The sequence below is a fragment of the Pseudomonas sp. TH06 genome (genome assembly GCF_016651305.1).
Classification (GTDB): Bacteria; Pseudomonadota; Gammaproteobacteria; order Pseudomonadales; family Pseudomonadaceae; genus Aquipseudomonas.
Genome location: NZ_JAEKEC010000001.1, coordinates 2,434,457 through 2,456,836, shown reverse-complemented (window position 1 = coordinate 2,456,836; position 22,380 = coordinate 2,434,457). Strand labels below are relative to the sequence as shown.

Here is a 22,380-nt window from a genome sequence, read left to right as displayed (position 1 = left end):
GAAGCGGGTTTTGTTTTTTATGCATTGATTCCACCGTGACGCTGAACCTGTGGTGAGGGGATTTATCCCCGATCGGCTGCGCAGCAGTCGTGAACCTGTGCATGCGGAGTATCTGATGCATTGGGGATACAGGTTTTGGGGCCGCTTCGCTGCCCAACGGGGATAAATCCCCTCGCCACAGGGTGGAGTGATCACACCCCGATCCGGGTTTTGTTTTCTTTCGAGTTAAGTTGCCACCTATGCTCAAACGCCTTGCCTGGCTGGCGCTCTGTGTCTGCGCCCCGCTGTCCGCCGCGCCAAACATCGACCCTCAACGTTTGCAGCAACTGGCCAACGACCGCTTCTGGATTTCCCTCGGTCATTACGAAACTGCCAAGCTCGGAGGCTGGCGCAGCTATGTCAGCGACAAGAAGTTCTTTCTCGCGCCCGATGGCAATGAACACCCCGATCACGAACTGGCTGCGACCGTGCAAGCGTTGTACGCCCCGGCCAGCCTCGGCGAGCAACACGCACAATGTGTTTATCCAGCCCGTACCCGTTGGCTGAAGGCGCAACTCAACCTCACCGATCTGCCGACGCCGGAATGCGCCGAATACAAGAAATGGTTCAAGGACGTCTCGCCGCACAGCGCGGTGATGATCTTCCCGGCGGCTTATCTGAACAGCCCGTCATCCATGTTCGGCCACACACTGCTGCGCATCGATCAGGCTGACGTGCAAAGCGACAAGACCTCGCTGCTCAGTTACGCGATCAACTTCGGCGCCTACATCGAAGGTTCCGACAACAGCATTCTGTACGCCTGGAAAGGCTTGATGGGCGGCTATCCCGGCCTGTTCGCGCTGGTGCCGTACCAGGAAAAACTCTCTGAATATCGCAGCCTGGAAAACCGCGACCTGTGGGAATACCGGCTGAACCTGACGCAAGAAGAAACCGCGCGCATGGTCGAGCATGTGTGGGAGTTGAAGCAGATTCAGTTCGACTATTTCTTCTTCGACGAAAACTGCTCCTATCGCTTGCTTGAACTGCTGCAAGTGGCACGACCGAGCCTGCGCCTGACCGAGCAATTCCCGCTGACCGCAATCCCCACCGACACGGTCAAAGCGGTAAAAGAAGCCGGGCTGGTGGAAAGCATCGAATACCGTCCTTCCCGCGAACGCGAACTGCTCAGCCGTGCCGAGCCGCTGAGTGGCGAAGAACAGCAATGGGTCCTGAAGGTCAGCGCCGATCAACAGCAGTTGCAGGACCCGGCCTTCAAGGCCCTGCCCCGTGATCGCCAAGCCTTGATCATCGACGCGGCTTACCGCTTGGAACGCTATCGCGCCAATGGCCAGGAACGCGATCCGCAACGGGCACAACGCAGTTTCGAACTGCTGCGGGCAATCAACAAGAACCCGGCACCGGATCTGCAAATCCCGCAACCCGGCCTACCGGAAGATGGCCATGAATCACGCACCTGGCAGGCCGGTCTCGGTACCCGTGGTGATCGTGCGTTCGGCGAATATGGCTTGCGCATGGCTTACCACGACCTGAATGACAACGCCGAAAGCTTCCCGCTCGGTGCGCAGATCGAAATCCTGCAGATGAAACTGCGCCAGTACGAAGGCAATCACTGGCAATTCCAGCAACTCGATCTGGCGACCATTCGCTCGCTGACGCCGCGTAACGAGTTGCTTCAGCCGCTGTCGTGGCAGGTGACCGGTGGGCTTGAGCGGGTGCCGGGCAAGCATGACGACGAAACGCTGGTCAGCCACGTCAATGGCGGCGGTGGCGGCACGTGGCAACTGGGCGAGGACGTACTCGGTTTTGCCCTCGGCACGGTGCGGGTCGAACACAACAACGATTTCGCCGGTTTCATCGCCCCGGCGGCCGGTTTCAACAGCGGCGTGCTGTGGAAGAACCCGCTGGGCAATCTCAGTGTGGAGGCCAAGGGCGATTACTTCACCAACGGCGAAGTGCGCCGAAGCCTGAGCCTGAATCAGCAGTGGGAATTGTCGCGCAACCTCGGTTTGCGCCTGAGTGCGCAGCGCGAGTTCAGTCATCTTGCCACGCCGGAAACCGAGGTCATGCTCGAAGTGAAGTGGTATCACTACTGATCTCGAACATGCCCTCCCCTGTAGGAGTGAGCCTGCTCGCGATAGCAATTCATCAGGCACTGTCGCTGTGACTGATACACCGCTATCGCGAGCAGGCTCACTCCTACAAGGGAATCGTAGCGCTCAACGAATTACTCACATGCCTTTCACCAACGCCCGACGAATCCCCTTCTAGACTTTCCCTATCAGCCGTGAAACGGCGCAGGAGAGTGCGATGTGGCGGTGTGCGGGTTTGCTGGGGGTGTTGCTGTTGCTGGGTGGTTGCCAGACCACCCATGAAGATCTGATCGCCAAAGGTTATCCACCGGCCTTCGCCGACGGTTTCGATGACGGTTGTGTCAGTGGCCGACAGGCTGCCGGCTCGATCAGCGGCGAGTTTCGCAAGAACGTGCCACGCTATCTCAAGGACAAACAGTACGCCGAAGGCTGGACCGACGGCTTCCGCCAGTGTCAGGCGATGCTGGAAAACAAGGATCGCGAAGACTACCGCAACGAACACTGGGACGAACGCGAGCGCGCCTGGCAGCAACAGAAAGATCAAGACGCCGGGCGGGCCTATCGCTCGCAGTAGGTCGCTTCCAGACATCCAGTGAAACCAAATGCCTGCGACCATGGCCAGACTCTTTATACAGAGGAGGACACCATGAGCCGCGCTTTCGTCAACGAAGACAACGCCGCCGCGCAAGCCGATCAACCGGTCGAGCGCCACGTCAGCGAACAGCCCAATTACGTCACTCCACTGGGTCTGGTGCAGTTGCAGGCAAAAGTCGCCGAGCTGCAAGCGCTGCACGCCGAACAGTCGGCCAAAGGCGACCAGGCCGACAAACAACGCCAGGCCGATCTGGAGCGTGATCTGCGTTACTTCAATCAGCGCCTGAGCAGCGCTCAGGTGGCCGTCGCCGCGACCTCCACCGACAAGGTGCAGATTGGCAGTTGGGTGACCTACGCCGACGAGCACAACACCGAACGCCGGGTGCAACTGGTCGGCGAAGATCAGGCCGACGCCAGCCAAGGCCTGATCAATTGGGGCTCACCGCTGGGTCGGGCATTGCTTGGCGCCCGACTCAACGATGAAGTGCTGTGGCAGCGTCCCGCTGGCGATCAGGTGATTGAAGTGATCCGCATCGAACCGGCTTAAACCACGCCCTGCGCCAACATCGCATCGGCGACTTTGACGAAGCCGGCGATGTTCGCGCCTTTGACGTAATTGATTCGGCCGTTCTCTTCGCCGTAATGCACGCAAGCGTGATGGATCGACTGCATGATCGCGTGGAGCTTGCTGTCCACCTCGCCCGCCGTCCACAGCAGGCGCATGGCGTTCTGCGACATCTCCAGACCGCTCACCGCCACGCCACCGGCATTCGATGCCTTGCCCGGTGCGAACAGAATCCCGGCCTCGATGAAGATATCCACAGCCTCCAGCGTGGTCGGCATGTTCGCGCCTTCGGCCACGCACACACAGCCGTTGCGCAGCAGGGTGCCGGCTGCTTCAGCGTCGAGCTCGTTCTGGGTGGCGCAAGGCAGCGCGATGTCGCACGGCAGCGACCACGGCAATTGACCGGCTCGGAACTCCAGACCGAATGCCGTCGCCAATTCGCTGATGCGGCCGCGTTTGACGTTTTTCAGTTCCAGCAGCGCCAGCCACTGGTCTTCGCTCAGGCCTGCCTCGCAATACAGCGTGCCTTCGGAGTCGGACAGCGAAATCACCTTGCCACCCAGATCCATGACCTTGCGCGCCGCGTACTGCGCAACGTTGCCGGAACCGGAGATCGCCACGCGTTTGCCTTCAACGGTTTGCCCGCGGCGCTTGAGCATTTCTTCGGCGAAATACACGCAACCGAAACCGGTGGCTTCCGGACGAATCAGGCTGCCGCCGTAAGTCATGCCTTTGCCGGTCAGCACGCTGGTGAACTGGTTGCTCAGGCGTTTGTACTGGCCGAAGAGGAAGCCGATCTCGCGCGCGCCAACGCCGATATCACCGGCCGGAACGTCAACATCGGCGCCGATGTGGCGGTACAGCTCGCTCATGAACGCCTGGCAGAAACGCATGACTTCGGCGTCGCTCTTGCCCTTCGGATCGAAGTCCGAACCGCCCTTGCCGCCGCCCATTGGTAGCGACGTCAGGGAGTTCTTGAAGGTCTGTTCGAAGGCGAGGAATTTCAGCACGCCCATGTTCACCGAAGGATGAAAACGCAAGCCGCCCTTGTACGGGCCGATGGCGCTGTTCATCTGGATGCGGAAACCGCGATTGACCTGGACTTTGCCTTGATCGTCGACCCACGAAACGCGAAACACCACCGCTCGCTCTGGCTCGCAAATGCGCTCCAGAATCCCCGAGGTCAGGTAATGCGGATTGGCTTCGAGAAACGGCCACAGACTGCGCAGGACTTCTTCGACGGCCTGGTGGAATTCGGGCTGATCCGGGTCGCGTTTTTTCAGGCGTGCGAGGAAGGATTCGACGGATTCGATCATGGGAAAAGTCTCGGCAAATTTATTGTCGTTGGAGGAGATTGAGCCGGACTGTAACAAACGAATTGCGCACAAGAACAGCGTAAAATGTCGCAGTTATGAAATTAAATGGTGCACAGAATATAAATCAGGCAGGTTTTTGCCCCTGTTTTGCACCTGAATGGGGAGCGCAAATCCAAGTCTTGCACCAACCGTTACACCGCTATCGCGAGCAGGCTCACTCCTACAACTGGAATGCGTTCCTCTGTAGGAGTGAGCCTGCTCGCGATGGCCACACCTCGGTCTCGCTGAAAAAACCCGGGCAAAAAAAACGGAGCCCGAAGGCTCCGCTCTTTGTGCAACCAACCCGATATCAGGCCAGTTTCTTGTGACGTACCCGGTGTGGCTGGGCCGCCGCTTCGCCGAGACGCTTTTTGCGATCGGCTTCGTACTCGGTGTAGTTACCTTCGAAGAAGATGGCTTGCGAGTCGTCTTCGTACGCCAGGATGTGAGTCGCGACGCGGTCAAGGAACCAGCGATCGTGAGAGATCACAATGGCGGCGCCCGGGAAGTCCAGCAGGGCTTCTTCCAGGGAACGCAAGGTTTCAACGTCGAGGTCGTTGGACGGTTCGTCGAGCAGCAGGACGTTGCCGCCCTCCTTCAGGGTCAGCGCCAGGTGCAGACGACCGCGCTCACCACCGGACAAATCCTTGACGAACTTCTGCTGATCGCCGCCCTTGAAGTTGAAGCGACCGACGTAGGTACGCGACGGGATCTCGTAGTTGCCGATGCGGATCTGGTCGGAGCCGTCGGAGATCTGCTGGAACACCGTCTTGCTGCCGTCCAGGTCATCGCGGCTCTGATCGACACAGGCCAGTTGCACGGTTTCACCGACTTCGATGCTGCCCGAATCCGGTGTTTCCTTGCCCATCAGCATGCGGAACAGAGTCGACTTACCGGCACCGTTACCGCCGATCACGCCGACGATGGCGCCTTTCGGCATCGAGAACGACAGGTTGTCGATCAGCACGCGATCGCCGTAGCCCTTGGTGACGTTCTTGAATTCGATGACCTTGTCGCCCAGGCGAGGACCGGCCGGGATGTAGATCTCGTTGGTTTCCGAACGCTTCTGGAATTCCTGCGATTGCATTTCTTCGAAGCGTTGCAGACGAGCCTTGGATTTCGACTGGCGGGCCTTGGCGCCTTTGCGCACCCACTCCAGTTCTTCTTTCATGGCTTTTTCGTGAGCCGACTGCTGCTTGGATTCGGCCGCCAGACGATCGGACTTGGCTTCGAGCCAACCCGAGTAGTTGCCCTCGTAAGGAATGCCCGCGCCGCGGTCGAGTTCCAGAATCCAGCCGGCGACGTTGTCGAGGAAGTAACGGTCGTGCGTGATCGCTACCACGGTGCCCGGGAAGTCGTGCAGGAAATGCTCCAGCCACGCCACGGAATCGGCATCCAAGTGGTTGGTCGGTTCGTCGAGCAGCAGCATGTCCGGGGCGGACAGCAGCAGACGGCACAGGGCCACACGACGTTTTTCACCACCGGACAGGTGCTCGACCTTGGCGTCCCATGCCGGCAGACGCAGCGCATCGGCGGCGACTTCCAGTTGGCGCTCAAGGTTGTGACCATCACTGGCCTGCAAGATCGCTTCGAGTTTGGCCTGCTCGGCGGCCAGCTTGTCGAAGTCGGCATCCGGGTCGGCGTACGCGGCGTAAACCTCGTCCAGACGCGCTTGCGCATCCTTGATCACGCTGACCGCTTCCTCAACCACTTCACGCACGGTCTTGGTCGGATCAAGTTGTGGCTCTTGCGGCAGATAACCGATGTTCAGGTCCGGCATCGGACGGGCTTCGCCCTCGAACTCGGTATCGACGCCGGCCATGATTTTCAGCAGCGTGGACTTACCCGAACCGTTGAGGCCGAGTACGCCGATCTTGGCGCCGGGGAAGAAGGACAGCGAAATGTTTTTGAGGATTTCCCGCTTCGGCGGAACAACTTTGCCCAGCCGATGCATGGTGAAGACGTATTGAGCCATGGAGAACCTTGGGTCAGTGACAGATGAATGATTGCAGCGCAGGCGATGCCCGGCCAGACCATGCGCGTCGTTCACTTGATGGTTATCAATGCGTGCGCGCTGAAAAAGTCTGAGTCTAGGAGCTGGAACGCTCCCGCGTAACCGGCAAAGCTACCTTAATGACCGGTGGCAGTCCAGCCGCGAGGGGCTGGCACTTCGCCACAACTCAAGGCATGCTAGCCGCCCTTCGGGCGTCCGGCTTATAGTGCACGTCGCGCCAGTCCAGCCAAACCGCAGGATTACAGCTTGTCCAACGTCACTCCGCCAGCCTCTGTGAGCAGCACCCAACCGGCGCCCGGCTCGCCCCTGCGCGGAACATTAAAGGGTGCGCTGGCGACGCTCGTGCTTTTGTTGCTGGCCTTGCTGTTCTGGCAACTGCTTGACCAACTGCGCGAAACCCAGAAAAACCAGCGCCAGTACACCATCGACTACACCGCCGACCTCGCCTCACAGGTCAGCCTGAACATGGCGCTGAACGCGCAAATCGCCCTCAACCTGCTACCGATCGTCGAGCAACCACAATCAGCCGACGAACAGCAGCAATTACTGCGCAAGCTCCAGCAATCGCTACCAGACCTGCGCAGCCTGGCGTTGCTCAGCCCTTCCGGCAGAATCATCAGCGACAGCGCTGCCGACAGCTCCGACGCCGAGTACCTCACCGAACTGGTCCGGCGCAGCCATGCCCAGGCACATTACTTCAGCAACGCCGACGACGGTTCGACGGTGCATCTGTTACTCCATCAGGCCAGCGGCAGCACCCGTGGTTATTGGGCACTGCGCCTGACACCGACGTTCTTCGATTCACTGACCAAACAGAGTGAAACCGGACTGCGTCCGCTGTGGCTGGTGGAAAACCGCATCAATCACCAGATCATCAGTCGCGACGAAGCCCTGCCTTCGGCCAAGCCCGGTGTTCTCAGCCCCGACGATCTGGCCAACACCGTACTCACCGTGCCGTTGAGCAGCAGCGATTGGCAATTGCGCGGACTGTTCGACCGCCAGCGCGTGCTCGAAGAACTGCTGCCGGCGTTCATTGGCAAATGCCTGCTGGGCCTGGCCTTCTCGATGCTGCCCGTGATCGCCTTGCTGAACATGCGCCGCCGTCAGCGCCAACTGCATGAAGGGCGTCGCCGTTATCAGGACATCTTCGAAGGCACCGGCGTCGCCCTGTGCGTGCTCGACCTGTCCGGACTGAAACAGGTATTCGACAAGGCACAGATCCAGACCAGCGATCAACTCAAGGCCTGGCTCGACCAACCGCAGCAGCGCCAGCAGTTGTTGCAGGAACTGCGCATCACCGAGGTCAATCAGGTGGCGTTGCAACTGCTCAACGTCAATTCCTGCGATCACGCCTGGCAGTTGCTGATCGACGGCCATCCACATCGTCACTGCGCCATCGGCAATCAGGTGCTCGACGCCGTGCTCCAGCAGCAAAAACAGCTGGAACTGGAAATCAAACTGCCGGACATCAACGGTCGCGACCAGCACCTGTGGATGGTTCTGCGCCTGCCAACCGAGCAGCACGACTACAAAGCGGTGATCCTCAGCATCAGCGACATCACCAGCCGCAAGCTGATCGAGTTGTCGCTGCTGGAGCGCGAAGGTTTCTGGTCGGACGTGGTGCGCACCGTGCCGGATCACCTGTACGTGCAGGACGTGATCAGCCAGCGGATGATTTTCAGTAACCATCACCTCGGCCAGACCCTCGGTTACAACCGCTCCGAGCTGCATCAGATGGGCGAGTATTTCTGGGAAATCCTTTTGCACCCGGAAGACGCCGATTACTACCACCGCTCGCGCCAGATGCAGCGCCACGCCGGTTACAGCCAGTTACTACAATGTCAGTTGCGCTTCCGCCATCGCGACGGCAAATGGCGGCGTTTCGATATTCGCGAACAGGCACTGGCTCGCGACAAGCACGATCAGGTGACGCGGATCATCGGCGTGGCCAAGGACATCACCGAACAGATCGAGGCCAGCGAATCCCTGCGTGACAGCGAGCAGCGCTACCGCATGCTCGCCGAAAGCATCAGCGACGTGATCTTCTCCACCGACAGCAAACTCTCGCTGAACTACGTCAGCCCGTCGGTGCAGGCGGTATTGGGCTACGACGCCGAATGGATTTTCCAGAACGGCTGGCAATCGACGATCGCCAACCCGCAGCAACTGAGCGGTATTTATCAGCTCATGGATCGGGTCAGCAAAGCGCTGGACAAGCCCGAGCAACTGGCGCTGTTGCGCAGCCAGGTGCAGACCCAGATGTTCCTGTTCGACTGCCTGCGCGCTGACGGCCGCAAGATTCCGATCGAACTGCGTCTGGTGTTGGTCTGGGACGAACACAATGCATTCGAAGGCGTGCTCGGCGTCGGCCGCGACATCAGCCAGCAACGTCGCGCCGAGAAAGACCTGCGCATGGCCGCCACGGTTTTCGAACACTCGACCTCGGCGATCCTGATCACCGACCCGGCCGGTTACATCGTTCAGGCCAACGAGGCGTTCAGTCGGGTCAGCGGTTACGCGGTCACTGAAGTGCTCGACCAGTTGCCGAACATGCTCACCGTCGACGAACAGCAGGACGCGCACTTGCGCTACGTGCTCAAGCAATTGCACCAGCACAACACCTGGGAAGGTGAAGTCTGGCTCAAGCGCCGTAATGGCGAGCATTACCCGGCATGGGTTGGCATCACCGCCGTGCTCGACGACGAGGGCGATCTGGCCAGTTACGTGTGTTTCTTCAGCGACATCAGCGAGCGCAAGGCCAGCGAGCAACGCATCCATCGCCTCGCCTACTACGACGCCTTGACCCATCTGCCCAACCGCACGCTGTTCCAGGATCGCCTGCACACCGCGCTGCAATCGGCCGAACGGCAGAAGTCGTGGGTGGTGCTGATGTTCCTCGACCTCGACCGCTTCAAACCGATCAACGACTCCCTCGGCCACGCCGCCGGCGACCGCATGTTGAAAGATATGGCCACGCGCCTGCTGGCCTGCGTCGACGATGACGACACCGTGGCGCGGATGGGCGGCGATGAGTTCACCTTGCTCCTGCAACACCGTTCCAGCCGCGAACTGGCGCTGAACCGGGCGATTCATGTCGCCGAGCAGATTCTCGGCAGCCTGGTGCGGCCGTTCGTGCTCGAAGGGCGTGAGTTCTTCGTCACCGCGAGCATCGGCATCGCCCTGAGCCCGCAGGATGGCAACGAACTCAGCCAGTTGATGAAGAACGCCGACACCGCGATGTACCACGCCAAGGAGCGCGGCAAGAACAACTTCCAGTTTTATCAGGCCGACATGAACGCCAGTGCGCTCGAACGTCTGGAGCTGGAAAGCGACCTGCGCCACGCCCTGGAGCAGAACGAGTTCGTGCTGTACTACCAACCGCAGTTCAGCGGCGACGGCAAACGCCTGACTGGCGCCGAAGCCCTGCTGCGCTGGCGCCATCCACGGCGCGGGCTGGTGCCGCCGGGGGATTTCATTCCGGTGCTGGAGGAGCTCGGGCTGGTGGTGGACGTCGGCGACTGGGTGATCAGCGAGGCTTGCCGCCAACTCAAGACCTGGCACCAGAACCGCGTGCGTGTACCGAAAGTCTCGGTGAACATCTCGGCGCGACAGTTCTCCGACGGTCAACTCGGTACGCGGATCGCCACGATCCTGCGCGAAACCGGCCTGCCGCCGGCGTGCCTGGAGCTTGAACTGACCGAAAGTATTCTGATGCGTGAAGTCAGCGAGGCGATGCAGATTCTCGCCGGTCTGAAAAACCTTGGCCTGAGCATTGCGGTCGATGACTTTGGCACCGGTTACTCATCGCTGAACTACCTCAAGCAATTCCCGATCGACGTGCTGAAGATCGACCGCACCTTCGTCGATGGCTTGCCGTCGGGTGAGCAGGACGCGCAGATCGCCCGCGCGATCATCGCCATGGCGCACAGCCTGAATCTGGCGGTCATCGCCGAAGGTGTGGAAACCCATGAGCAACTGGACTTCCTGCGCGAGCATGGTTGCGACGAGGTTCAGGGCTATCTGTTCGGACGGCCGATGCCCGCGAGCAGGTTCGAGGCGCAGTTCAGCAATGACGCGCTGTTCATGTTTGACTGAAAATCTGTGGCGCTGCCATCGCGAGCAGGCTCACTCCTACAAGGGATTGATGTCGGTCACGGTTTTTGTGTACGCCTCAGATAATGTAGGAGTGAGCCTGCTCGCGATGAGGCCGGCACAATCACCATCTATCTGCGCATGAACGCCACTTGTCTGCGACATGATGTCGTTTCATATGCCATCCAAAACCCATTGGGTTAGAATGCCCCCCTTTTCTGCCCCCGATCCTTGAGGACCGCCATGTTCAGCCGTGATTTGACTATTGCCAAGTACGACGCCGATCTTTTTGCCGCCATGGAGCAAGAAGCTCAGCGCCAGGAAGAACACATCGAGCTGATCGCTTCGGAGAACTACACCAGCCCAGCGGTGATGGAGGCTCAAGGCTCGGTTCTGACCAACAAGTACGCCGAAGGTTATCCGGGCAAGCGCTACTACGGTGGTTGCGAGTACGTCGACATCGTTGAGCAACTGGCCATCGACCGCGCCAAAGAGCTGTTCGGTGCCGATTACGCCAACGTTCAGCCACACGCCGGTTCGCAAGCCAACGCTGCGGTCTACCTGGCACTGCTGCAAGGTGGCGACACCATTCTGGGCATGAGCCTGGCCCACGGCGGTCACCTGACCCACGGCGCCAGCGTTTCCTCCTCCGGCAAGCTGTACAACGCTATCCAGTACGGCATCGACGCCAACGGCCTGATCGACTACGACGAAGTCGAGCGTCTGGCTGTTGAACACAAGCCGAAAATGATCGTGGCCGGTTTCTCTGCCTACTCGCAGATCCTCGACTTCCCGCGTTTCCGCGAAATCGCTGACAAGGTTGGCGCTTACCTGTTCGTCGACATGGCCCACGTGGCCGGTCTGGTCGCCGCTGGCGTCTACCCGAACCCGGTACCTTTCGCTGACGTCGTGACCACCACCACGCACAAGACCCTGCGCGGTCCACGTGGCGGCCTGATCCTGGCTCGCGCCAACGCCGACATCGAGAAGAAGCTCAACTCCGCAGTATTCCCGGGCGCCCAAGGTGGCCCGCTGGAGCACGTGATCGCCGCCAAGGCGATCTGCTTCAAGGAAGCGCTGCAGCCTGAGTTCAAGGCCTACCAGAAACAAGTGGTGCTGAACGCCCAGGCCATGGCCGAAGTGTTCATCGAGCGCGGTTTCGACGTGGTGTCCGGCGGTACCAAGAACCACCTGTTCCTGCTGTCGCTGATCAAGCAGGACATCTCCGGTAAAGACGCCGACGCCGCTCTGGGCAAAGCGTTCATCACCGTGAACAAGAACTCCGTGCCTAACGATCCACGCTCGCCGTTCGTCACTTCCGGCCTGCGTTTCGGTACTCCGGCTGTGACCACTCGCGGCTTCAAGCAAGCCGAGTGCAAAGAGCTGGCCGGCTGGATCTGCGACATTCTGGCTGACCTGAACAACGAAGCGGTGATCGACGCCGTTCGTGAGAAAGTCAAAGCCATCTGCAAGAAACTGCCGGTATACGGCGCTTGATAGTTAGCAACTGAAACACAAAGCCCGGCCAATTGGCCGGGCTTTTTTTTGCCCTGAACAAACCACACAAGAAAAACAATTGAACACATCAACGGCAACTTGCCGACTGTTGAAAAACACGGAAACAGCATAAAAAAAACAACCAGCACGAACACTGGTAAGTTTCCTTCAGCACAAATTGCACCTAAAAAATATTATTTACCTATCATCTATGGATGGAGATACCCATGAGCACGAATATAGAAAAGTCTTTCACTGCACGTCTGCAGACCCAGTATGGCAACTTGCACGTGCCGCGCATTTCCTATGGACAAAAGACCTTCATAAAACGCTGGTACTACGAAGCCTTCACCTTCGACGCCCACGTCGATGTATCCAACACACTGTGCGTGCATCCGGAGGTGCCGGCAGACCAGCTCCGATTCCACTTCCGCTGTATTGAAGACTACTACTTCATTTATTTGCTGACGGGCAGTCACTATCACAATTACGCCTTGAGTAACGAGCACCGTGACCTGATCAGTGCCTTTACCGACAATGCCGATCAAACCTCATACAACTTGCTGGATGCCAACAACCGGATTGTCACCCTCGACCAACTCCATGGGGACACACACAACCTGAAGATTCAAACCCGCGGCGGCCGTAAACTCAGTGTTCGTGAAAACTCAAAAGTGGGTGGACTAGTGTGCACTGGCAAAGAAGGCGGGCAGGTACTCGACTTTAAACTCGACATCATCAAGCGCGGCGCTAAATAACGACCGCATACAATTTCAATAAAACCGGAAGAAGTTCTCACCGCCACTGCGCTTTAAAGTCCGCGGTGAGGACTTCGACAACAACCCTCGACAAGCATTTTCGCGACTTCATCCTGTCAACGGAGCGGCATACACATTCCGGAACTGCCAATCGCCAACAAAAATTGTCTTCACGCCTTGTCCGCTCAAGAATGGGTCTCACAGACCAACTGGTCAGACCGGTCAAACCAATTTGTCATTTTTCACTTGCGATCACCAAAAAACCACGCCTACACTGCACCCGCACTGGACATACCGGTAAGACCACAATAATTAAGTTCTGAATCTGATGTGCTCCGCACACGGCAGCCAGGACACCGACCAGGATTCCTCCCATGCTCAGATGGTGCTCGCGTTCAATCTTCCTCCAAGTGGTTCTCGGACTGATGCTCGGCATCGTCTGCGGGCTGACCCTTCCTGAATACTCGGCCCAGCTCAAACCGCTCGGCGACGGTTTCATCAAACTGATCAAGATGCTTATCGGCCTGATCGTGTTTTGCGTGGTGGTCAGCGGCATCAGCGGCGCAGGCGACCTGAAGAAGGTCGGCCGCATCGGCCTCAAATCGGTGATTTACTTTGAAGTGCTGACCACCATCGCGTTGGTGATCGGCCTGGTATTCGCCTTCAGCACCGGCATCGGCAGCGGCGCGAATATCCATCTGGAGCAGCTGTCCGCTGCGGACATGGGCGACATCGCCGAACGCGGCCAGCACATGCACACCACCACGCAGTTCCTCATGGACCTGATCCCGACTTCGGTGATCGGCGCATTTGCCGACAACAACATCCTGCAAGTGCTGCTGTTCTCGGTGCTGTTCGGCAGTGCGTTGAATCTGGTCGGTGAAGCGGCCTCCGGCATCTCGCGGCTGATCAACGAACTGAGCCATGTGATCTTCCGGATCATGGGCATGATCGTGCGTCTGGCGCCAATCGGCGTGTTCGGTGCCATCGCCTTCACCACCAGCAAATATGGCCTCGACTCGCTGCAACATCTGGGAAGTCTGGTCGGCCTGTTTTATCTGACCTGCATCGCGTTCGTCAGTGTGATTCTCGGTCTGGTGATGCGTGCTTCCGGCCTGCGCATGTGGCCGCTGCTGAAATACCTGCGCGAAGAACTGCTGATCGTCATGGGCACCGCATCGTCCGACGCCGTGCTACCGCAGATCATGCGCAAACTGGAACACCTGGGCATCGGCAGCTCGACGGTCGGCCTGGTGATTCCCACCGGCTACTCATTCAACCTCGACGGTTTCTCGATCTACCTGACCCTCGCCATCGTGTTCATCGCCAACGCCACCGGCACGCCGCTGGCCATGACCGATTTGCTGACGATCCTGCTGGTGTCGCTGATCACCTCCAAGGGCGCCCATGGGATTCCCGGTTCGGCGCTGGTGATTCTCGCGGCGACGCTGACGGCGATCCCGGCGATTCCGGTGGTCGGCCTGGTGCTGGTGCTGGCGGTGGACTGGTTCATGGGCATCGGCCGGGCACTGACTAACCTGATCGGCAACTGCGTTGCCACCGTGGCCATCGCCCGCTGGGAAAAAGACATCGACGTACAAAGAGCCAACAAAGTATTGAGCGGCCAGCAGGGCTACACCTTTCAGCCGCGTAAAACAGCAACTCCGGCGCACCAGCAAGAGTTCTGATTTTCAACCCTGCCGGGATGGCCGCTGGCTGCGATCTTTTGATCTGGCCTGCGGCATCTCATGCAGGCACATGGAGCTAGACAAGTGATAACCACATCAACCGTCGTCAACTCAGTGGTAGAAAAACTCCGCACGGCATTGGCCCGTGGTCAGTGGCGCTCCGGCGACATGCTGCCGGGTCAGCGCGAACTGGCCGAACAACTGGGCATCAGCCGGCCGAGCCTGCGCGAAGCGGTGATCGTTCTGGAAACCCTCGGCCTCGTCCGTTCGATGCCGGGCAAAGGCGTAGTCGTACTTGAGGCGCAACTGAGCGACAGCCAAAACCACGACAGCGCTGTCGCCGGCGCCAGCCTCGAAGACGTGCTGCAACTGCGTTACACCCTTGAACCGTTCATCGTCGGGCTGGTTGCACAGTCGATCAGCAGCAAGGAAGTCGGCCAGTTGCGCCTGACCCTGATGGACATGCGCGAAGCCCTCGAAGCCGGCGACAGCGAAGCCGGAGTCAGTGCCTACATCGCGTTCCACGAGGAGTTGTTCACCCTGACCTCGAATCCGATTTTCCAGAGCGTGGTGCAGCAAACCAGCAACGCCCTCAAGCAAAGCGCCGAAGTGCTGCGCAACTCCCCGGAGCACCTGGCCGAACGGCTGGAGGAAAACGAAGCCGTGGTCCGCGCTATCCGCAGCAAGAACAGCGCCCAAGCCAGTGCCGAAATGCGCCGGCACATTCTGCGTGAAGGTCAGCGGATGGGCATCGAGCTGAACATTCCGGAAGACAACTTGAGTAACTGAACCCCTTCACACTGGAGACCGGCCATGAACAGTCTTGCCACGCCGTCGCACAACCGCCAGATGTCGGCTGCCCTGCCCTTCTCCCGCCTGCTCGCGCCGGTGGAGGACCTGTATCCACGGCTGTTCGATGCAATTCTGGAACAACGTATCGAACCCGCCAGCCGCTTCACCGAAGAAAGTCTCAAGCAGATGTTCGGTGTCAGCCGCGCGGATGTGCGGCGGGCGCTGACGCAACTGGCGCATGAGCACATCATCGTGCTGCGCGCCAATCATCGGCCACGCGTTGCCGAGCTGGATGCAGAGCACACCCGACAGACGTTGCACGCACGGCGACTTGCCGAAAACACGTTGGTGCGGCTGGCTTGTCAGCGGCCATCGGTTGATGGGGTGAAGCGCCTGCGAGCCTTGATCGAACGTGAGCGTCAGGCCGTGGAGCAGGATCGGCGTGGCGCGGCAATTCGTTTGTCGGGAGAATTTCATCTGCAATTGGCGCAGATGGCGGGGAATGCACCGTTGGCGCATTTTCTCGGCAGTCTGGTGCCGCTGACGTCGCTGGCGATTGCGCGAAGCTCGCGGAGCACGCATAGCTGCTGCGTCTGGCAGGAGCATTTGGCGTTGGTAGAGGCTGTGGAGTGTGGCGATGTTTGCAGAGCCAGCATGCTGATGAATCAACACCTGGCTCATCTTGAGCAGACGCTGCTGGATTCAGCCAGTGAAGTCTGTGTTGCCGGTTAGATTGCCTTCGCGAGCAGGCTCACTCCTACAGGGGAACGCATTTCAACTGTAGGAGTGAGCCTGCTCGCGATGGCGTCATCATTGGCAATACAAACCCATCAGCATGCCGCCACCCGCGCAAACCCCGCCCGAATCTTCTCTTCCGGCAGATCATCGGCAATAAACACAATCACACTTTCCCGCGCCTCACCCTCGGCCCATTCGGTATCCCAGTCGAAACCGTACAACTTCAGAACGCCCTGAAACACCAAGCGCCGATCTTCCCCGGCAATATTCAGCACGCCCTTGTAACGCAGCAATTGCTTGCCGTGCTCTTCCAGCAGTTCATTCATGAACTCGCTGAGCTGATCGATATCCAGCGGCTGGTCGGTGCGCAGCACCAGACTGGAGATGCGATCGATGGACGGCGCTTTGCTCACCGGCCGCAGGCTCAACCCACCGCCGAGATCGGCGTTGAGGTTGAAGCCACGCACGTCGAGCAGTTCGGCCAGATCGATGTTGCCGTGCTCGACCACGCGGATCGGTGCACGACGATTGATCCGGGTCAGACGCTCGCTCAACGCAGTGAACGCCGCTGCGTCGACCAGATCGGTCTTGCTCACCAGCAAACGGTCGGCGAAACCGATCTGTGCCTGGGCGATGGTCTGGGTCAGATGATGCTCGGCATGCGCGGCATCGACCAGGGTGATGATGCCGTCGAGCAGGTAACGCTCGCGCAGTTCTTCGTCGATGAAGAAGGTCTGCGCCACTGGCGCCGGATCGGCCAGACCGGTGCACTCGATGACCAAGCGATCAAAGGCGATTTCACCGCTGTCCAGCCGTTCGAGCAGCAGGTACAGGGCTTTGGTCAGGTCTGTATGAATGGTGCAGCAGACGCAGCCGTTGGCCAGCGTCATGACTTGCACCGGCTCGTCGCCCAACAACTGGGTGTCGATACCGGCGTCGCTGAATTCGTTCTCGATCACGGCGATTTTCAGGCCGTGCTCGGCTTTCAACAGGTGACGCAGCAAGGTGGTCTTGCCGGCACCGAGGAAACCGCTGAGTACCGTTACGGGTATGGGAGAAGACAAAACAGATCCCCTTCACAAAATGAATGAACAACACAAAACAAATGTGGGAGCGAACCTGCTCGCGAAAGCGGTGTGCCAGTCAGATTATTCATCAACTGACACTCCGTATTCGCGAGCAGGCTCGCTCCCACAGAGTTGGCACTGGCCTCTGGCTGTCAGCTCAACAGCACTTCGGCCCACCCTTGCCACCGTAACGGGCTTCCTGACGTTCACGAAAGAACATCTCGTAGCTCATCACCGGTTTGTCCGGGTGCTTGGTTTGCATATGCTCGACGTAGGTGTCGTAGTCGGGCATGCCGACCATCAGGCGTGCGGCCTGACCGAGGTATTTACCGAGGCGACTCAGGTCATTGAACATGGTGCAATCCTCTGGTTACGCATCCGGCAGAGCCTGGAATGGCGATTCTTTATCCGTACGCTCTTTTTTGCCCCAGGCGGCGATGCCGACCTTGAGCGCATAGAACAGGATGCTGAAGACCACGAACAGGAACAGCGCCGTCAGCGTTGCGTTGGTGTAAGCGTTGAAGATCACGTGCTGCATCTGATCGATGCTCTTGGCCGGAGCGATCACTTGACCGGCGGCCAGTGCATCACTGTACTTCTTGGCCAGCGACAGGAAGCCGATCGCCGGGTTGGCGTCGAACAGCTTGATGAAGCCTGCGGTCGTGGTGCAGATCAGCAGCCAGGCGGCTGGCAGCAAGGTCACCCAGATGTAGCGTTGACGCTTCATTTTGATCAGCACAACGGTACCGAGCATCAACGCGATACCGGCGAGCATCTGGTTGGAGATACCGAACAGCGGCCACAAGGTGTTGATGCCGCCCAGTGGGTCGATCACGCCCTGATACAGCAACCAGCCCCACATCGCTACGCAACCGGCGGTGGCGATCAGGTTGGCAGTCCACGATTCGGTACGTCTCAGTGCCGGAACGAAAGAGCCGAGCAAGTCCTGCAGCATGAAACGTCCGGCACGGGTACCGGCGTCTACCGCTGTGAGGATGAACAGCGCTTCGAACAGAATCGCGAAGTGGTACCAGAACGCCATGGTGTTTTCACCCGGCAGGACACTGTGCAGGATCTGCGCGATACCGACCGCCAGGGTCGGCGCACCACCGGCACGGGCCAGGATGGTGGTTTCGCCAATGTCGTGCGCGACCGCTTGCAACGCTTCCGGCGTGATCGCGAAGCCCCAGCTTGAGACCACTTGCGCAACCGAGGCAACATCACTGCCAACCACGGCGGCCGGGCTGTTCATGGCGAAGTACACGCCAGGCTCGATTACCGAAGCAGCAACCATCGCCATGATGGCGACGAACGACTCCATCAGCATGCCGCCGTAACCGATGTAACGGGCGTTGGTTTCGTTATCCAGCAGCTTCGGCGTGGTGCCCGAAGAAATCAGTGCGTGGAAACCGGAAACCGCACCGCAGGCAATGGTGATGAACAGGAACGGGAACAGGCCGCCCTTCCATACCGGGCCGGTGCCGTCGACGAATTGGGTCAGCGCGGGCATTTTCAGCTCGGGCATGGTCACCAGAATGCCGATCGCCAGAGCGATGATGGTGCCGATCTTGAGGAAGGTGGAGAGGTAGTCACGCGGCGCCAGAATCAGCCAGACCGGCAGCGATGCCGCCACGAAACCGTAACCGACCAGCATCCAGGTAATCTGCACACCGGTGAAAGTGAAGGCCTTGGCCCACACCGGATCAGCGGCAATCTGCCCACCCAGCCAGATCGAACCGAGCAGCAGCAACACGCCGACCACGGAGATTTCGCCAATGCGGCCCGGGCGGATGTAGCGCATGTAAATGCCCATGAACATCGCGATCGGGATGGTCGCCATCACGGTGAAGATGCCCCACGGGCTCTCGGCCAGTGCCTTGACCACGATCAGCGCCAGCACTGCGAGGATGATGATCATGATCAGGAAGCAGCCGAACAGGGCAATGGTGCCGGGGATCCGGCCCATTTCTTCACGCACCATGTCGCCCAGGGAACGGCCGTTGCGACGGGTCGACATGAACAGCACCATGAAGTCCTGCACCGCGCCCGCCAGCACCACCCCGGCAATCAGCCATAGCGTGCCGGGCAAGTAACCCATCTGCGCCGCCAGTACCGGGCCGACCAAAGGGCCTGCGCCAGCAATCGCTGCAAAGTGGTGACCGAAAAGTATGTGTTTGTTGGTTGGAACGTAATCCAGACCGTCGTTGTTGATCACGGCGGGGGTGGCCCGACGCGGATCGAGTTGCATCACATTGTTTGCGATGAACAGGCTGTAGTAACGGTACGCAACCAGATAAATGGCCACGGCAGCGACCACAATCCACAAGGCGTTGATCGCCTCGCCTCGGCGCAATGCCACTACGCCCAGGGCGCACGCTCCTACGATTGCCAGCACTAGCCAGGGTAAGTGGCGTAGCAGGCTATTATTATTTTTCATTTTATTATTCCAGCCAGGGTGGACAAGAAAGACAGCCACCCCGAGTTTAGCGCTACTGGCGCCAAAGACCATACCCCGACATTGGTCTAGACGCCTGTCTGCACTGGCACGGTTGAAGAATGCGGGTCTATAGTCAGCGAACATCCAGAGGATTGCGCCATGAGCGAGCACCCTGCCAATCGTCGCCGTTTCAAACGAATTGCGTTCGATGCCAGAACAGAATTGCGCCAAGGTGAATATATTTGGCCGGTGAAGCTGATCGACCTGTCACTCAAGGGGCTGTTGATTGAGCGGCCAGAGCCGTGGTTGGGCGATGCAGCGCAAGACTTTTTCGTCAGTATCCATCTGAGCCCGGACGTCGAAATCGAAATGGATGTGCATCTGACTCACAACGATCATGGACACTTGGGTTTTGTTTGCCGGCACATTAGCCTGGATTCTATTGAGCGCTTGAGACGGGTGATCGAACTGAACCTGGCTGATCCGCAAGAACTGGAGCGCGAACTCGGCGCCCTGATCGAAATCTAGCGCCAACACAAATCAATCTGCCCTGTGGGGGACTCTGTGGCGAGGGGATTTATCCCCGATGGGTCGCGTAGCGGCCCCAAAAAAAGGGGCTGCTGCGCAGCCATCGGGGATAAATCCCCTCGCCACAGAATTCACCAGAAGATAGTTTTTTATTCGAAGAGTGCGTCGAGGGCCTGTTCGAGGCGAGTGACGGCGATGATCTGCAAGCCCGGAGGCGCTTCTTTCGGCGCATTGCCCTTGGGCACGATCGCCCGTTTGAAGCCATGCTTGGCCGCTTCTTTCAAGCGCTCCTGACCGCTCGGCACCGGGCGCACCTCGCCGGACAGGCCAACTTCACCAAACACCAGCAGATCATGCGGCAATGGCCGATTGCGCAGGCTCGACATCACGGCCGCCATCAACGCCAGGTCAGAGGCCGTCTCCAGCACTTTTACCCCGCCGACCACATTGAGAAACACATCCTGATCGTGGGTCGGAATGCCACCATGGCGGTGCAGGACCGCGAGCAACATCGCCAATCGATTCTGATCCAGCCCCAGCGTCACCCGTCTCGGGTTGGCCAAGTGGCTGTCATCGACCAATGCCTGCACTTCCACCAGCATCGGTCGCGTGCCCTCCCACGTTGCCATCACTACGCTGCCGGGGACTTCTTCCTGGGCACGGGTGAGGAAAATCGCCGAAGGGTTGGAGACTTCCTTCAGGCCTTTGTCCGTCATGCCAAACACACCCAGCTCGTTGACCGCACCGAAACGGTTTTTCACCGCTCGTAGCAAACGCAAACGACCGTCGGATTCACCTTCGAAATACAGCACGGTATCGACCATGTGTTCCAGTACGCGCGGGCCAGCGAGCGCGCCTTCCTTGGTGACGTGACCGACAAGAAAAATCGCTGTGCCGCTCTGTTTGGCATAGCGCACCAGCAACGCCGCACTTTCGCGCACCTGGGAAACGCCGCCGGGCGCCGATTGCAGCTGTTCGGTGAAGATCGTCTGGATCGAGTCGATCACCATCACCTTGGGCTTTTCCTGACGGGCGGTGGCAATGATGGTTTCGATGCAGGTCTCGGTCATCACCCGCAGTTGGTCCTGCGGCAAGCCCAGGCGTCGAGCGCGCATGGCCACCTGCTGTTGGGATTCTTCGCCGGTGACGTACAGCGCCGGCATGCTTTTGGCGAGGTTGCACAGGGTCTGCAACAGGATCGTCGATTTACCGATACCCGGATCACCGCCGATCAACACCACCGAACCATCGACCAGCCCACCGCCGAGCACGCGATCCAGTTCACCGGAAGCCGTGGAGAACCGTGGAATCTCCTCGATGCTGACTTCGGCCAGCGTCTTGATCTGCGCTTGTTGCCCGGCCCAACCGGTGCGACCGGTCGGCGCCGTGGCACCGCCGCTTTCGATCATGGTTTCGGTCAGGGTGTTCCAGGCACCGCATTCGCCGCACTGGCCCGCCCACTTGGGAAAGGTTGCGCCGCACTCGGTGCAGCCGTACATGCGCTTGGCCTTGGCCATCAGAACCCCCGACAAAAACCGCGATGATAACGCACGTACCGGTAATCAGCGCGGCGCAGCGGTGCGGATTTCCCCGTTGGCCAGACGCGCGGCGCTGTTGCCCAGCGGATCTTGCGCATCCAGGTCGGCACCTTTGGCCTTGAGTGCGTCGAGCAACTCCAGTCGCTTGAACAGACCGGCATACATCGCTGCCGTCTGACCGGCACCGTTGCGTTGGTCGGGGCTGCAATCGGTGGCCATCAAGCGCCGGGCAATCTGTAACTCGCCCTTGAAAATCGCGCCCATCAACGCCGTGTTACCCCGCTGATCCTGAGCACAGGCGTCGGCCCCGGCGGCCAGCAATCGTTCCACCGCCGGCGCCTGACCGTGATACGCCGCCAGAATCAGCGCGGTGTAGCCCTTGTCGTCACGGGTATCGAGGGAATAACCCGATTCGATAAAAGTCTCGAGCATCGGCACATCACCGCGCCGGGCAGCGTCGAAATAGTAGCTTTGCAACTGAAGCTGGATCGCGTCAGGGCGCTGCGCAGGTGTTGCCGCCCACGCGGTGAATGACCAGCAACCGGCTAACAGTAAAAGACAGATACGCATCAGCGATCTCCTTGAGCGAAACGGGGCCTGGCTCAGGCCCCGCGTCGTATTGGCGCT

Annotated in this window: 17 protein-coding genes; 10 read left to right on the top strand and 7 right to left on the bottom strand. The window is 59.4% G+C overall.

Annotated elements, in window-relative coordinates:
• Positions 1 to 239: 239 nt before the first annotated feature.
• The 3 genes from JFT86_RS11040 (at position 240) to JFT86_RS11030 (ending at position 3,231) form a co-directional block, all read left to right on the top strand.
• Positions 240 to 2,093, top strand: a complete 1,854-nt coding sequence (locus tag JFT86_RS11040; RefSeq protein ID WP_201236733.1) for a DUF4105 domain-containing protein — start codon at positions 240 to 242, stop codon at positions 2,091 to 2,093.
• Between the two features lie 214 nt (positions 2,094 to 2,307).
• Positions 2,308 to 2,664, top strand: a complete 357-nt coding sequence (locus tag JFT86_RS11035) for a hypothetical protein (protein WP_201236732.1) — start codon at positions 2,308 to 2,310, stop codon at positions 2,662 to 2,664.
• A gap of 72 nt (positions 2,665 to 2,736) precedes the next feature.
• Positions 2,737 to 3,231, top strand: coding sequence for a GreA/GreB family elongation factor (locus JFT86_RS11030; protein ID WP_201236731.1), 495 nt, complete (start codon positions 2,737 to 2,739; stop codon positions 3,229 to 3,231).
• Here JFT86_RS11030 and gdhA read toward each other — a convergent pair.
• Positions 3,228 to 4,565 (bottom strand): NADP-specific glutamate dehydrogenase, encoded by a 1,338-nt coding sequence (gene gdhA, locus JFT86_RS11025; protein WP_201236730.1) that lies wholly within the window; start codon positions 4,563 to 4,565, stop codon positions 3,228 to 3,230. The two genes, JFT86_RS11030 and gdhA, sit on opposite strands and share 4 nt — an antisense overlap.
• 349 nt (positions 4,566 to 4,914) lie before the next feature.
• Positions 4,915 to 6,579 carry an energy-dependent translational throttle protein EttA gene (ettA, locus tag JFT86_RS11020; protein WP_007909789.1) on the bottom strand — a complete coding sequence of 555 codons (1,665 nt, stop codon included), beginning with the start codon at positions 6,577 to 6,579 and terminating at the stop codon, positions 4,915 to 4,917.
• Positions 6,580 to 6,864: 285 nt separating this feature from the next.
• Between ettA and morA the strand changes: the two genes are divergently transcribed.
• From morA to JFT86_RS10990, 6 genes are all read left to right on the top strand, one after another.
• Positions 6,865 to 10,713: a cyclic di-GMP receptor MorA gene (gene morA, locus JFT86_RS11015; protein ID WP_201236729.1), complete on the top strand. Its 3,849-nt coding sequence runs from the start codon at positions 6,865 to 6,867 to the stop codon at positions 10,711 to 10,713.
• 240 nt (positions 10,714 to 10,953) lie between these two features.
• A complete protein-coding gene (glyA, locus tag JFT86_RS11010; RefSeq protein ID WP_201236728.1) occupies positions 10,954 to 12,207 on the top strand; it encodes a serine hydroxymethyltransferase in 1,254 nt (417 codons plus the stop codon).
• 227 nt (positions 12,208 to 12,434) lie between these two features.
• The gene (locus JFT86_RS11005) at positions 12,435 to 12,965 is read left to right on the top strand and encodes a hypothetical protein (RefSeq protein ID WP_201231388.1); all 531 of its coding nucleotides are present in this window, start codon (positions 12,435 to 12,437) and stop codon (positions 12,963 to 12,965) included.
• Positions 12,966 to 13,339: 374 nt separating this feature from the next.
• Positions 13,340 to 14,653 carry a C4-dicarboxylate transporter DctA gene (locus JFT86_RS11000; RefSeq protein ID WP_103303615.1) on the top strand — a complete coding sequence of 438 codons (1,314 nt, stop codon included), beginning with the start codon at positions 13,340 to 13,342 and terminating at the stop codon, positions 14,651 to 14,653.
• Positions 14,654 to 14,737: 84 nt separating this feature from the next.
• Entirely contained in the window at positions 14,738 to 15,442 is a 705-nt protein-coding gene (locus tag JFT86_RS10995) for a FadR/GntR family transcriptional regulator (protein ID WP_201236727.1), read from the top strand.
• 24 nt (positions 15,443 to 15,466) lie between these two features.
• Complete coding sequence (locus JFT86_RS10990) at positions 15,467 to 16,177, top strand: GntR family transcriptional regulator (RefSeq protein ID WP_201236726.1); 711 nt, start codon at positions 15,467 to 15,469, stop codon at positions 16,175 to 16,177.
• Positions 16,178 to 16,275: 98 nt separating this feature from the next.
• Here the strand turns inward: JFT86_RS10990 and yjiA are convergent, their stop codons facing one another.
• The 3 genes from yjiA to JFT86_RS10975 all read right to left on the bottom strand — a co-directional run bounded on the left by yjiA (position 16,276) and on the right by JFT86_RS10975 (position 19,687).
• On the bottom strand, positions 16,276 to 17,247 hold the full coding sequence (yjiA, locus tag JFT86_RS10985) for a GTPase (protein WP_201236725.1): 972 nt from the start codon (positions 17,245 to 17,247) through the stop codon (positions 16,276 to 16,278).
• Between the two features lie 160 nt (positions 17,248 to 17,407).
• Entirely contained in the window at positions 17,408 to 17,605 is a 198-nt protein-coding gene (locus JFT86_RS10980; RefSeq protein WP_003228401.1) for a YbdD/YjiX family protein, read from the bottom strand.
• Positions 17,606 to 17,620: 15 nt separating this feature from the next.
• Positions 17,621 to 19,687 (bottom strand): carbon starvation CstA family protein, encoded by a 2,067-nt coding sequence (locus JFT86_RS10975; protein WP_201236724.1) that lies wholly within the window; start codon positions 19,685 to 19,687, stop codon positions 17,621 to 17,623.
• Positions 19,688 to 19,846: 159 nt separating this feature from the next.
• Between JFT86_RS10975 and JFT86_RS10970 the strand changes: the two genes are divergently transcribed.
• Positions 19,847 to 20,215, top strand: coding sequence for a PilZ domain-containing protein (locus JFT86_RS10970; protein ID WP_201236723.1), 369 nt, complete (start codon positions 19,847 to 19,849; stop codon positions 20,213 to 20,215).
• A 149-nt stretch (positions 20,216 to 20,364) separates the two neighbouring features.
• Here JFT86_RS10970 and radA read toward each other — a convergent pair whose 3' ends face one another.
• Together radA and JFT86_RS10960 are read right to left on the bottom strand one after the other, a co-directional pair.
• A complete protein-coding gene (radA, locus tag JFT86_RS10965) occupies positions 20,365 to 21,732 on the bottom strand; it encodes a DNA repair protein RadA (RefSeq protein ID WP_007963764.1) in 1,368 nt (455 codons plus the stop codon).
• A gap of 45 nt (positions 21,733 to 21,777) precedes the next feature.
• Positions 21,778 to 22,323 (bottom strand): ankyrin repeat domain-containing protein, encoded by a 546-nt coding sequence (locus tag JFT86_RS10960; protein WP_201236722.1) that lies wholly within the window; start codon positions 22,321 to 22,323, stop codon positions 21,778 to 21,780.
• Positions 22,324 to 22,380: the final 57 nt, after the last annotated feature.

What these genes read in the sequence shown, in the direction of transcription:
- JFT86_RS11040 (WP_201236733.1), top strand. Translation starts at nt 240, where the DNA reads ATGCTCAAACGCCTTGCCTGGCTGGCGCTCTGTGTCTGCGCCCCGCTG.
- JFT86_RS11035 (WP_201236732.1), top strand. Translation starts at nt 2,308, where the DNA reads ATGTGGCGGTGTGCGGGTTTGCTGGGGGTGTTGCTGTTGCTGGGTGGT.
- JFT86_RS11030 (WP_201236731.1), top strand. Translation starts at nt 2,737, where the DNA reads ATGAGCCGCGCTTTCGTCAACGAAGACAACGCCGCCGCGCAAGCCGAT.
- gdhA (WP_201236730.1), bottom strand. Translation starts at nt 4,565, where the DNA reads ATGATCGAATCCGTCGAATCCTTCCTCGCACGCCTGAAAAAACGCGAC.
- ettA (WP_007909789.1), bottom strand. Translation starts at nt 6,579, where the DNA reads ATGGCTCAATACGTCTTCACCATGCATCGGCTGGGCAAAGTTGTTCCG.
- glyA (WP_201236728.1), top strand. Translation starts at nt 10,954, where the DNA reads ATGTTCAGCCGTGATTTGACTATTGCCAAGTACGACGCCGATCTTTTT.
- JFT86_RS11005 (WP_201231388.1), top strand. Translation starts at nt 12,435, where the DNA reads ATGAGCACGAATATAGAAAAGTCTTTCACTGCACGTCTGCAGACCCAG.
- JFT86_RS11000 (WP_103303615.1), top strand. Translation starts at nt 13,340, where the DNA reads ATGCTCAGATGGTGCTCGCGTTCAATCTTCCTCCAAGTGGTTCTCGGA.
- JFT86_RS10990 (WP_201236726.1), top strand. Translation starts at nt 15,467, where the DNA reads ATGAACAGTCTTGCCACGCCGTCGCACAACCGCCAGATGTCGGCTGCC.
- JFT86_RS10980 (WP_003228401.1), bottom strand. Translation starts at nt 17,605, where the DNA reads ATGTTCAATGACCTGAGTCGCCTCGGTAAATACCTCGGTCAGGCCGCA.
- JFT86_RS10975 (WP_201236724.1), bottom strand. Translation starts at nt 19,687, where the DNA reads ATGAAAAATAATAATAGCCTGCTACGCCACTTACCCTGGCTAGTGCTG.
- JFT86_RS10970 (WP_201236723.1), top strand. Translation starts at nt 19,847, where the DNA reads ATGAGCGAGCACCCTGCCAATCGTCGCCGTTTCAAACGAATTGCGTTC.
- radA (WP_007963764.1), bottom strand. Translation starts at nt 21,732, where the DNA reads ATGGCCAAGGCCAAGCGCATGTACGGCTGCACCGAGTGCGGCGCAACC.
- JFT86_RS10960 (WP_201236722.1), bottom strand. Translation starts at nt 22,323, where the DNA reads ATGCGTATCTGTCTTTTACTGTTAGCCGGTTGCTGGTCATTCACCGCG.